The organism is Variovorax boronicumulans NBRC 103145 (genome assembly GCF_001591345.1).
Classification (GTDB): Bacteria; Pseudomonadota; Gammaproteobacteria; order Burkholderiales; family Burkholderiaceae_C; genus Variovorax; species Variovorax boronicumulans.
Genome location: NZ_BCUS01000033.1, coordinates 1 through 12795 on the forward strand (window position 1 = coordinate 1; position 12795 = coordinate 12795).

The 12795-nt window shown below is 70.4% G+C and carries 5 protein-coding genes; 3 read left to right on the top strand and 2 right to left on the bottom strand.

Features of this window, described 5'->3' with window-relative positions; genetic code table 11:
* Both VBO01S_RS12005 and hemC read right to left on the bottom strand, forming a co-directional pair.
* Positions 1-309: uroporphyrinogen-III synthase (locus VBO01S_RS12005; protein ID WP_169805050.1), on the bottom strand; the 309-nt coding region annotated here is incomplete at its 3' end.
* Positions 310-328: 19 nt separating this feature from the next.
* Entirely contained in the window at positions 329-1234 is a 906-nt protein-coding gene (gene hemC / locus VBO01S_RS12010) for a hydroxymethylbilane synthase (RefSeq protein WP_255221109.1), read from the bottom strand.
* 106 nt (positions 1235-1340) lie between these two features.
* On the opposite strand from hemC, the gene ppc reads away from it, so the two are divergent.
* The 3 genes from ppc to VBO01S_RS12025 all read left to right on the top strand — a co-directional run bounded on the left by ppc (position 1341) and on the right by VBO01S_RS12025 (position 12791).
* On the top strand, positions 1341-4187 hold the full coding sequence (gene ppc, locus VBO01S_RS12015; RefSeq protein WP_062474297.1) for a phosphoenolpyruvate carboxylase: 2847 nt from the start codon (positions 1341-1343) through the stop codon (positions 4185-4187).
* A gap of 166 nt (positions 4188-4353) precedes the next feature.
* Positions 4354-4572: a hypothetical protein gene (locus tag VBO01S_RS12020; RefSeq protein ID WP_062474298.1), complete on the top strand. Its 219-nt coding sequence runs from the start codon at positions 4354-4356 to the stop codon at positions 4570-4572.
* Complete coding sequence (locus VBO01S_RS12025; RefSeq protein WP_062474300.1) at positions 4569-12791, top strand: glycoside hydrolase family 94 protein; 8223 nt, start codon at positions 4569-4571, stop codon at positions 12789-12791. The genes VBO01S_RS12020 and VBO01S_RS12025 overlap by 4 nt, the downstream gene beginning before the upstream one ends.
* Positions 12792-12795 lie beyond the last annotated feature (4 nt).

Consider the following 12795-nt stretch of genomic DNA (forward strand, 5'->3'; position numbering starts at 1 on the left):
GGCGGGCGGCACGCCGGCGCGCAGCAGTGCGCGCTCGGTGCCGGGGCCGGTGGCCCAGAAGCGGCAACCGGCGAGGGTGGAGGTGCCCCGGTGCTGGAAGAAGTGGTCGACGGCGGTGGCGCTCACGAACATCAGCGCCGCGTAGTCCGCGAGCCGCGCCCACGCGGCACGCAGCGGTTCCACATCGAGCGCAGGCGCAATGGCGATCAGCGGCAGCGCCACGGCCTCGAGACCGGCCGACTGGAAATCGCGAACCCACGCGGCCGCTTCGTGCGCGGGCCGCGTGACGATGACAGGCCCCGCGCGCATCGCTCGGCGCCCACCGTGATCAGTGGGCACCGGCGTCGCGCAGCAGCCCGGCGGCGTGCTGGCCGAGGGCATCGGCCCCCGCGAAGTCGCCGGCCTCGGCCTGGGCGTGCACGCGCACCAGCGGCGCATCGCCTTCCGGGTCGCCCCAGGCGGCGTCGATGCGCAGCGTGCCGTCGGGCTGGCGGCGCGCATGGGCCGCGAGCGGCATGGAACAGCTGCCGCCCATCGCGCGGCTCACGGCGCGCTCGGCGGTGGTCGAGAGCCAGTCGCCCTTGTGGGCGAGCGGCGCCAGCAGGTCGATGAGGTCCTGGCGGTCGGCGCGCACCTCGATGCCGAGGGCGCCCTGCCCTGCGGCGGGCAGCATGGTGTCGGGGTCGAAGGCGACGCGGATGCGGTCTTCGAGGCCCAGCCGCTTGAGCCCGGCCGCCGCCAGCACGATGGCGTCGTAGTGGCCTTCGTCGAGCTTGCGCAGGCGGGTGTCGAGGTTGCCGCGCAGCGGTTCGATGCGCAGGTCGGGCCGCTGCGCGCGCAGCAGCACCACGCGGCGCAGGCTGGAGGTGCCGACCACCGCGCCCTGCGGCAGCTCGTCGAGCGAGGCGTAGCGCGGCGACACCAGCGCGTCGCGCGGGTCTTCGCGCTCCAGCACGCAGGCCAGCGTGAAGCCCTCGGGCAGCTCCATCGGCACATCCTTGAGCGAATGCACGGCGATGTCGGCGCGCCCGTCTTCGAGCGCGGCTTCGAGTTCCTTGACGAAGAGGCCCTTGCCGCCGACCTTGCTCAGCGTGCGGTCCAGGATCTGGTCACCACGGGTCGTCATGCCCAGCAGGCTGACCGTGTGGCCTCGTTCTTGCAAAAGCGTTTGCACGTGTTCGGCCTGCCACAGGGCCAGCCGGCTTTCGCGCGTGGCGATCACGATGTTGCTCAAGATCGCTCCCAAAAAAGTACATGGTTTCTGACCTCTGGAATGCTAGCATGTTGCGCCGCAGCAACGGAGGCGGCGCGTCCATTCAAGTCCCCAGGAACAACATCGAATGAAAGCCAGCAAGACTCCTGCATCTCCCGCCAAGCGCCGCCAGACCGAAGACCAGCCATTGATCGACGACATCCGGCTGTTGGGCCGAATCCTCGGCGACGTGATCCGGGAGCAGGAGGGCGACGAAACCTACGCGCTGGTCGAGAAGATCCGCACCCTGTCGGTGTCGTTCCGACGCGACGCCGACCATGCCGCCGACCGCGCGCTGAAGAACCTGCTCAAGGGCCTGAGCGCCGCCGAAACGGTGCGCGTGATCCGCGCCTTCACCTACTTCAGCCACCTGGCCAACCTGGCCGAAGACCGCCACCAGATCCGCCGCCGCACCGAGGCCGAGCGCGAAGGCGTGCAGGCCGACGGCGACCTGCAGACCGCCCTGGCCCGCATCCGCAAGGCCGGCATCAAGCCCGACGAGATCGTCGCCTCGCTGGCCCACAGCTACGTGTCGCCCGTGCTCACGGCGCACCCGACCGAAGTGCAGCGCAAGAGCATCCTCGACGCCGAGCGCGCCATCGCCCTGCTGCTGACCACGCGCGACGAGATCAAGCTGCGCCAGAACGCCTATGCGGGCGGAAAAGACGCGCTCTCGCCCATCGAGCTGGCCGACAACGAAACCCAGGTGCGCATCCGCGTCACGCAGATCTGGCAGACGCGCATCCTGCGTTTCTCCAAGCTCACGGTGGCCGACGAGATCGAGAACGCGCTGAGCTACTACGAGGCCACCTTCCTGCGCGAAATCCCGCGCGTGTACGCCGACCTCGAGAAGGCGCTGGTGCAAGGCGGGCAGACGCCCTCGGTCGCGCCCTTCCTGCGCATGGGCCAGTGGATCGGCGGCGACCGCGACGGCAACCCCAACGTCACGGCCGAAACGCTCGAGTACGCGCTGAGCCGCCAGTCGGAACTCGCGCTGCGCCACTACCTCACCGAGGTGCACTACCTGGGCGGCGAGCTGTCGCTGTCGGCCACGCTGGTCGACGTGTCGGTCGAGATGCAGGCACTGGCCGAGCGCTCGCCCGACACCAATGAGCACCGCAAGGACGAGCCCTACCGCCGCGCCCTCACCGGCGTGTACGCGCGCCTGGCCGCCACGCTGCGCGAACTCAGCGGCGGCGAGGCCGCGCGCCATGCGGTCGCGCCGCAGAACCCGTATGCGAACGCCGAAGAATTCCTGGCCGAGCTGCGCACCATCGAAGAGTCGCTGGTCGAGAAGCACGGCACCGTGCTCGCGGCGCCGCGCCTGCGCCCGCTGATCCGCGCGGTGGAGGTGTTCGGCTTCCACCTGGCCACGGTCGACCTGCGCCAAAGCTCCGACAAGCACGAGGCCGTGATCGCCGAGCTGCTGGCCACCGCGCGCATCGAGCCCTCGTATGCGTCGCTGGCCGAAGAGGCCAAGCAGACGCTGCTGCTCAAGCTGCTCGACGACGCGCGTCCGCTGCGCGTGCCCGACGCCGACTACTCGCCGCTCGCCCGAAGCGAACTGGCCATCTTCGCGGCCGCGCGCACCGCGCGTGCGCGCTACGGCGCGGCGGCCATTCGCCACTACATCATCAGCCACACCGAAACGGTGAGCGACCTGCTCGAAGCGCTGCTGCTGCAGAAGGAAGTGGGCCTGCTGCGCGGCGCGATGGACAGCAACGCGACCTGCGACCTGATCGTGGTGCCGCTGTTCGAAACCATCGAAGACCTGCGCAATGCCGCGCCCATCGTGCGTGCCTTCTACGCGCTGCCGAACATCCAGGCGCTCATCGAGCGCTCGGGTGGCGAGCAGGACGTGATGCTCGGCTACAGCGACAGCAACAAGGACGGCGGCATCTTCACCAGCAACTGGGAGCTGTACCGCGCGGGCATCGCGCTGGTGTCGCTGTTCGACGAGCTGAACAAGAAGAAAAAGAACCCGATCCGCCTGCGCATGTTCCACGGCCGCGGCGGCACGGTGGGACGCGGCGGCGGCCCGAGCTACCAGGCCATCCTGGCGCAGCCGCCCGGCACGGTGCGCGGCCAGATCCGCCTCACCGAGCAGGGCGAAGTCATCGGCTCGAAGTACGCCAACCGGGAGATCGGCCGGCGCAACCTCGAGACGCTGGTGGCCGCCACGCTCGAAGCCACGCTGCTGCCGCAGGGCAAGTCGGCGCCGGCGAACTTCCTCTCGGCCGCGGGCGAACTTTCGACTGCCAGCATGGCCGCGTACCGCAAGCTAGTGTACGAGACCCCGGGCTTCGGCGACTACTTCTTCGGCTCCACGCCGATCCGCGAGATCGCCGAGCTCAACATCGGCTCGCGCCCCGCCTCGCGCAACCCGAGCCACAAGATCGACGACCTGCGCGCCGTGCCGTGGAGCTTCAGCTGGGGCCAGTGCCGCCTCACGCTGCCGGGCTGGTTCGGCTTCGGCTCGGGCGTGGAGCAGTTCCTGGCCGCCGCCGGCACCGCCGCGGGCAAGAAGGAGCGCCAGGCGCTGCTGCAGCGCATGTACGTGCAGTGGCCGTTCTTTCGCACGCTGCTGTCGAACATGGACATGGTGCTGGCCAAGAGCGACCTCGCGCTGGCCTCGCGCTATGCCGAGCTGGTCACCGACCGCAAGCTGCGCCAGAAGGTGTTCTCGATGATCGAGGCCGAGTGGCAACGCACCTCGGATGCGCTCACGCTCATCACGGGCGCCAAGCAGCGGCTCGAGGGCAATGCCGAGATGCAGCGCTCGGTGCGCCACCGCTTCCCCTACATCGACCCGCTGCACCACCTGCAGGTCGAACTGATGCGGCGCTACCGCGCGGGCGACGGCGGCGAGCGGCTGCAGCGCGGCATCCACATCTCGATCAACGGGGTGGCGGCGGGGCTGCGCAACACGGGCTGACCTGCACACAGCCTCCATGAACAAAGGGCGCCTTGTGCGCCCTTTCCTACGTGCGCTGTCGGCAATGAGGTACCTGTAAGGTCATTTAAAAGGGTACGGTCGGGACACGTTCACAGTTCTCGCAATCGCGCGGCAGCTCGAAGTCGTTTCACAGGAGCCCGTTGCAATGTCCGTCCCGCAGTCCCTTTCCCATTCTCAGATCGATTTCGTCGGCAGCGATTTCGAAGCCCTGGCTTCCCACATGCACCACTGTGCACGTGCCCACGGGCGATGGTTCTCGCTGCGAAGCCACATGCAACGTGTGCGCGCGCTCGCTGCGGGTCGCATTGTCACGATGGCCTGCGTGGCCGTGGTTCTGGGCATCGGCCTGTTCGCGGTCACTTGAGCGCCGCTGTCGTCGTCGACCGCCTCCAAGGGCTCAGTCACTACGCCCGGACCCTCCTGCTCGGTCCGAACGACCCGGTAGCCCTCCCGATCCGCGCCGAACTCTTCGGCGCCCAACGTTTCGAACAGCACGGCCACAGCCTGGCCCGTGCCCAGGTGGTGGAAGACGAGCACCACCGCGCGCGCGAAGGCGCGCCCTTCTTTCCGCGTGTCGACGAGAACCTCGAGTCGCTGCGCGCCGCCTTCGACTACATCGCTCTGATCTCGTCGAGCGGGCGCTATGTGTCGCCGGCGGCCGAATGGCTGCTCGACAACTTCCACCTCGTCGAGGCGCAGCTCCAGCAGATCCATGACGGCGTGCCGCGCAGCTACTACGCACGCCTGCCCAAGCTCGTCACGCCGCCGCTGGCGGGGCTGCCGCGCGTGTACGGCATTGCGTGGGCCTATGTGGCGCACACCGACAGCGTGCTCAACAAGACGTTGTTCACCGCCTTCCTCAACGCGTATCAGGACATCGACGAGCTCATGCTCGGCGAGCTGTGGGCGCTGCCCACCACCCTGCGCGTGGTGCTGCTCGAAAACCTGCGCCGCGTGGCCGAGCGCATTGCCGAGAACAAGGTCGCGCGCGAGATCGCGCATGCCGCGTGGGACGCGGCGCCGCATCTCTCGGTGCAAGACCTCGACGTGCTCTACCGCGCACTGCAGAGCCACGGCCTGCAGGACAGCTACCTCACGCAGCTGTGGCAGCGCCTGCCCGTCGAGCACGGCGACGACATGCCCGCGCTGGTGCGCTGGACCGAACAGCACTGCCCCAACGGCCCGGCGCTGATCGGCGACGCGCAGAACGCGCAGGCCGCGGCCAACCTCACGGTCGGCAACATCATCACGACCTTGCGCATGATCGGCCAGGTCGAGTGGAGCGACCTCATCGAACCGGTGAGCCGCTCGCTGCGCGTGCTGCGCGAACTGCCGAGCTTTGCGAACGAGAGCGAACTCACGCGCCAGCAGATCACGCATGCGATGGAGCAGGTGGCGCGCAGCACCGAACGGCCCGAGCGCGAAGTGGCGCAGGCCGTGGTCACGCTGGCATCGGGCGCGCCGGCCGACGAAGCCGGTGCCGAGACCGACCGCGCCGACGGCACTGCGGGCTATTACCTCTTCGGCCAGGGCCGGCCCGCGCTGATTGCGTCGCTGCAGGCGAACGCAACGGCGGGCCAGGCCACACGCACCGCAAGCACGCGCCCCGCGCGCAGCCATCGCGGCTGGCGCCTGCCTGTCTACGTGGGCTCCGTCGCCCTCGGCACCGCGCTGCTGCTGGCGGCCGTGGTGCATGGCCTGCCGCACCGCGGCGACTGGACCACCGTCGCGGCGTTGCTGCTGCTCGCGTGGCCGCTGTCCGAAGCGCTGATTGCGCTGGCGCAACGCATCATGGCGGAGTCGGTGCGCGTGCAGGCCCTGCCACGCCTCGATTTCGCGAACGGCATTCCCGAGCGGCACCGCGCGCTCGTCGTCATGCCCACGATGCTGGGTTCGACCGCGAACAACGCCAAACTCGCGCACCGGCTCGAACTGCACTGGCTCGCCAACCGCGAGGCGCACGCGCAGTTCGCACTGCTGACCGACTGGGCCGACGCTTCGCAAGCGGCGATGCCCGACGACGCGCCCTTGCTCGATGACGCCCAGCAACGCATCGCAGCGCTCAACGCCAAGTACCCGCCGGCCGAAGGCACGGCGCCGCGCTTCCTGCTGCTGCACCGTCCGCGCAGCTGGAGCGAGACCGAGCAGCGCTGGATGGGCTGGGAACGCAAGCGCGGCAAGCTCGAAATGCTGATGCGCCTGCTGGCCAGCGGCGACGCCAGCGGCTTTCTGCCGCTCGCACCGGGCCAGCAGCTCGCGCCCGGCCGCACGCCCTATGTGCTCACGCTCGACAGCGACACGGGCCTGCCGCCCGGCGCGCTGCGCGACCTCGTGTCCATTGCCGCGCATCCGCTGAACGCGCCCGAGATCGACATGCCGAGCCGGCGCGTGGTCGCAGGCTTCGGCATCCTGCAGCCACGCATCGTCACGCCGTTCCCGATGCGCAGCGAGCGCTCCTTCTTCCACTGGGTGTTCGCCGGGCAGTGCGGCCTCGACCCGTACGGCAGCGGCGCGTCCGACATCTACCAGGACGTGTTCGGCAGCGGCTCCTTCACCGGCAAGGGCTTGCTCAACGTGCGCGCGGTGCACGCCACGCTGAACGACCGCCTGCCCGACAGCGCCGTGCTGAGCCACGACCTGCTCGAAGGCAGCGTCGCGCGCTGCGCGATGGTCAGCGATGTGGTGCTGGTCGAAGACCATCCGCACCATGCCGGGGTGGCCGCCTCGCGCGTGCACCGCTGGGTGCGCGGCGACTGGCAACTGCTGCCGCTGATGTGGCGCGCGCGCCGCTTCGGCATCGACGCGCTGGGCCTGTGGAAGATGAGCGACAACCTGCGCCGGTCGCTGGTGGTGCCGGCGTCTTTCGCGCTGCTGGTGCTGGTGATCTTCACGCAGGCCATGCCGCTGGGCTGGGCGCTGGCCGCCGTCGGTGCGGCGCTCACGCTGGGCCCGCTGCTGGGCGCGCTGGCCGGCCTGGTGCCGACACGCCGCGCCATCGAGCTGCGCCACTTCTTCGACGCGGGCGCGGTCGAGCTGCTGCGCGCCCTGGCCGGCGCGGCCTGGCAGTTCGTGCAGCTGGCGGCGCAGACGCGCCTGCTGCTCGACGCCGCCTTCCTCGCCACCTGGCGGCTGGTCGTGAGCCGCAGGCACCTGCTGCAGTGGACGACGGCCGACCAGGCGCAGGCGCAATCGAGCCAGCGCCTGAAGCCCTTCGTGCGCAGCGCGGCCCTCAGCAGCGCGGTGTGCCTGGTGCTGGCCGTGCTCGCCAACTGGAGCGCCTGGCCGGTGCTCGGCCCCCTGCTCTTCGTGCTGTGGTCGCTGGCGCCCATCGCGGCCTGGTGGGGCAGCCGTGTCGACGCACACGCCGAAGACCCGCTCGCGCCCACGCAACGCAGCTACCTCGAGACGCTGGCGCACGACACCTGGCGCTTCTTCGAGCACGTGGTCGGCCTGGACGACCACCACCTGCCGCCCGACAACCTGCAGCTCGAGCCGCAGCCGACCCTCGCGCACCGCACCTCGCCGACCAACATCGGCATGTACCTGCTGGCCACCTGCTGCGCGCGCGAGTTCGGCTGGATCGACACGGAAGCCCTGCTGGCGCGCCTCACGGCCACGCTCGACACCGTCGACCGCATGCACAAGCACAACGGCCACCTGTTCAACTGGTACGACACGCAGACGCTCAAGCCGCTGCCGCCCGACTATGTGTCCAGCGTGGACAGCGGCAACTTCGCGGGCCACCTCGTGGCCGTGGCACAGGCCTGCCGCGCCTTCGCGGCGGAAGAAAGCTGCCAGAGTCATGAAGCCCCCGCGCTGGAAGCACTGGCCCGACGCTGCGCCGCGCTGCACGACGGCATGGATTTCAGCGGCCTCTACGACGCCAAGCGCCACCTGTTCCACATCGGCCTGCGCGTCGAAGAGAACGTGCTCGACGCCAGCTACTACGACCTGCTGGCCTCCGAGTCGCGCCTGTTGAGCTTCCTGGCGATTGCCAAGGGCGACGTGCCGCGCCGCCACTGGATGGCGCTGGGCCGGCCGTTCCTGCTGGTGGGCTTCCAGCCCAGCCTGAAGTCGTGGTCGGGCTCGATGTTCGAGTACCTGATGCCGGCCCTCGTGATGACCGAGCCCACCGACGGCCTGCTGCAGGTGGCCAATGCCGCGGCCATCGCCGAGCAGCAGGCCTTCGGCCGTGCGCAGAACATGCCGTGGGGCGTGTCCGAGTCGGCCTACTTCGCGCAAGACCATTCGCTGGCGTACCAGTACTCGCCCTTCGGCGTACCGCGCCTGGCGCTGCGGCGCACGCCGCCGACCGACCGCGTGGTGGCGCCCTACGCGAGCCTGATGGCCGCACCGTTCGCGCCCGAAGCGGCGGTGTGCAACCTCGAGCTGCTCGAATCGCTCGGCGCGCGCGGCGAGTTCGGTTTTCACGACGCGATCGACTTCACCACCTCGCGCCAGGCCGAGGGCCAGGACTTCACCGTGGTGCGCAACTTCATGGCGCACCACCAGGGCATGTCGCTGGTGGCGCTGTGCAACGTGCTGCGCGACGACGCGCCGCGCCGCTGGTTCGGCAGCGCCGCGCTGGTGCAGGCGCACGAGTCGCTGCTGCACGAGCGCACGCCGCGCCAGATCATCGGCAGCGCCGACCCGCGCACGCCACCCGAGCCCAGCCAGGCCGAGCTGGCGCCGCTGTTCCAGCCGCGCGTGGTCGATCCGACGGGGCCGGGCTTCCAGCCCACGCACCTGCTGTCGAACGGCCGCTACACGGTGGCGCTGCGGGCCAACGGCGCGGGCGTGAGCCGCTGGCGCGCGTTCAACGTGACACGCTGGCGCGACGATCCGCTGCGCGACAGCTACGGCACTTTCTTCTACGTGCGCGATATCGAAAGAGACGGAGGGCAAGCCGAGCTCACCTCGCTCACCGCCCTGCCCGCGCCCGGCGCCGACTGGCACTACCGCACCCGCTTCCTGGCCGACCAGGTGCAGTTCGATGCGACCGGCCCCGGGCTGCAGGTGCGCACCACGGTGCTCATCAGCCCCGAGGACGACACCGAGCTGCGCCACATCACGCTGCACAACTCGGGCGACGAAACGCGCACGCTCGAACTCATCTCGTACTTCGAGCCGGTGCTGTCGAACCCCAAGGCCGACGAGGCGCACCCGGCCTTTGCCAACCTGTTCGTCGAATCGCGCTGGGAGCCCACGTGGCGCGCGCTGCTGCTGTCGCGCAAGCCGCGCCTGCATGGCGATGCGGTGGTGGCCGCGGTGCACTTCGTGGCCTCGGTCGATGCCCACGTGCTGTCGATCGACTGCATGACCGACCGGCGCGCCTTCATCGGCCGCAACCGCACGCTGGCCGACCCTGCGCTCGATGCGCAACCGCTCACGGCCCAGGGCAAGCAGGTGAACGGCCTGGACCCCATCGCCTGCTTGCGCGTGCGCCTGTCGATCGCGCCGGGCACCACCGCGCGCCTGAGCTTCGCCACCGCCGCCGACGAGAGCATCGAGGCGCTGATGCCCTGCATCGACCGCTACCTGCAGCCCATGCACGTGGAGCGCGCCACCCGCATGGCCGCCACGCTGGCGCAGGTGCGGCTGCGCGACCTGAGCATCGCGCCCGCGCAGAACCTGGCGCTGCAGGACCTGACGACCATCCTCACCTACACCACGCCGCGCGTGATGAGCGACCGCGGGCTGATCGACCTGCGCCAGATCTGGCGCTTCGGCATCTCGGGCGACAAGCCCATCGTGCTGGTCTACATCCACTCGATGAACGGCATGGGCCTGATCAACACGCTGCTGCGCGCGCAGCCGTGGTGGGGTTTCGGCGGCGTGGCCTGCGACCTCGTGGTGCTCAACAGCGAACCGAACTCGTACCTCATGCCGCTGCAGCGCGAGATCGAGATGCTGCGCACGCGCGTCGCACAGCAGACGCAGAACAGCTTTCCGCGCAACGACACCGCCGGTTTCTACCTGCTGCGCGACCAGGACGTGGTGCCGTCGGAAAAGGCCGCGCTCTCCAGCCTGGCGCGCGTGGTGTTCACGGCCGACGGCCGTGCGCTCGAAGTGCAGGTGGCGGCGTTGCACGAGGCACGCAGCCCGACGATCGCCGACGACAGCAGCGCGCCGGTGCAGCACCGCACGCCGCTGTTGACGCGGCAGGCCACCTCGTCGAATGTCACCGCAGCCACCGGCGACTTCGACGCCGAGAGCGGCGAGTTCCGCTTCGAGGTCGGCCCCGACCGCCGCACGCCGCGCCCCTGGATCAACGTGATCGCCAACGCCACCTTCGGCTTCCAGGTGTCCGAGTGGGGCACCGGCTACACCTGGGCCGGCAACAGCCGCATGCACCAGGTCACGCCGTGGTCGAACGACCCGGTGCAGGACCCGGCCTTCGAGCACTACCTGCTGCAGGACATCGCGACGCGCGAGATGCTGCCGCTCACGCCCGCCGGCGGTGGCGACGGCACCACCCGCCACCGCGTGCGGCATGGCCAGGGCTACACGGTCTTCGAGTGCCGCCACGGCGGCCTCGCACTCGACACCACCTTCTTCGCGGACCGCGACGAGGCCGTCAAGCTGGTGCATGTGCGCGTGCGCAACGAAGGCGCCGGCCAGCGCCGCCTGCGCGCGCTCGCGATGGTCGAGTGGCAACTGGGCGCCGCGCGCGGCGAACGGCGCACCGTGCATTGCTGGAAGCCCGAAGACCAGCCGGCCGTGTTCGGCCAGCAGCGCGAATCGAGCGCGGGCTTCGGCGGCAGCGCGGCTTTCCTGCTGCTCGCCGGCCTGCAGGGCGCGACCACCGGGGCCACGCAATGGACCTGCGACCGCAGTGAATTCTTCGCCGGCCGCGGCATCGTCGAAGTGCCCGACACGCTGGCACGGCGCGCGGGCAGCGGGCTCGATGCCTGCGCGGCGATTGGCGGCGAATTCGTCGTGGCGGCGGGGGAAACCGCAAGCTTCAGCTTCGTGCTGGGCCACGCGGGCAATGCCGACACGGCGCTCGAGCTTGCGCGCCGCTGGCGGCAGCGCGACGTGCCCGAGGCGCTGGCGCAGGTGCGCGGCTTCTGGGACGAGCTGCTGGGCCGCCTGCAGGTGCGCACGCCCGACCCGCTGTTCGATGCGCTGGTCAACCGCTGGCTCGTGTACCAGACGCTGGCCTGCCGGCTCTGGTCGAAGGCCGGCTTCTACCAGGCCGGCGGCGCCTTCGGCTTTCGCGACCAGCTGCAGGACGCGATGGCCTTCGCGCTCACCGATCCGCCGCGCCTGCGCGCGCAGATCCTCGTGAACGCGGCGCGCCAGTTCCCCGAAGGCGACGTGCAGCACTGGTGGCACATGCCCGGCGGCGCCGGCGTGCGCACGCATTTCTCGGACGACCTGCTGTGGCTGCCGTACGCGTCGGCGCACTACGTCGAGGTGACGGGCGATGCCTCGCTGCTCGACGAGATGGTCGGCTTCATCGAAGGCCCCGGCATTCCCGAGGGCGCCGAAGACGCCTACTACGCGCCGCAGAACAGCGGCCGCATGGCCACCGTGTTCGACCATGGCGCGCGCGCCATCGACCGCAGCCTGAAGACCGGCGTGCACGGCCTGCCGCTGATGGGCACCGGCGACTGGAACGACGGCATGAACCGCGTCGGCCACGAGGGCCGCGGCGAATCGGTGTGGCTCGCGTGGTTCCTGTGCAGCGTGGTCGAGCGCTTCGCGCCGCTTGCCGAAGCGCGCGGCGAACACGAACGCGCCGCCCGCTGGACCGAAGCGCGCACGGGCTGGATCGCCGCGCTGCACGACGCCGGCTGGGACGGCGCCTGGTTCCGCCGCGCCTTCTTCGACAACGGCGCGCCGCTGGGTTCGTCGATCAACAGCGAGTGCCGCATCGACCTGATCGCACAGGCCTGGTCGGTGCTGTCGGGCGCCTCGGACGCGGCCCACACCGGCCCGGCCATGGCCGCCATCGGCAAGCACCTGCACGACGAACCGGCCGGCCTGCTGCGGCTGCTGGCGCCGCCGTTTGCCCAGTCGACCCCCAACCCGGGCTACATCCAGGCCTACCCGCCGGGCGTGCGCGAGAACGGCGGCCAGTACTCGCACGGTGCCGTGTGGGCGCTGATGGCGCAGGCGCTGCAGGGCGACCATGAAGCGGCGTGGCAAAGCTTCGAGGGCCTGAGTCCGGCCCACCGTTCGCAGCACCCCGCGCGCGGCCCGGTCTACGAGCTGGAGCCCTATGTGATGGCGGGCGACGTCTACGGCGCCGCGCCCTATGTGGGCCGGGGCGGCTGGAGCTGGTACACCGGATCGGCCGCGTGGCTGCACCGCGCGGCCGTCGAGACCTTGCTGGGCCTGAACGTGAAGGGCAGGCAGTTGTCGATGACGCCGCATGTGCCCGCGCACTGGCCGGGCTTCGAGCTCGCGCTGCGGCTCGGCCAGCGCCGGCTCACGCTGCAGTGGGGCACCGTCGAAGGCGCCGCCGCACCCACGCACCATGTGGCGGTGGGCGAATGGATCGACTGGCAGGCGCTGCCGGCGGATGCGGTGCTGCGGGTCGCTCAAGCGGCAGGCAAGGGGCAGATGACGGCGTAGGTTA

Coding starts and splice junctions, on each gene's coding strand:
- VBO01S_RS12020 (WP_062474298.1), top strand. CDS start 4,354: ATGTCCGTCCCGCAGTCCCTTTCCCATTCTCAGATCGATTTCGTCGGC.
- ppc (WP_062474297.1), top strand. CDS start 1,341: ATGAAAGCCAGCAAGACTCCTGCATCTCCCGCCAAGCGCCGCCAGACC.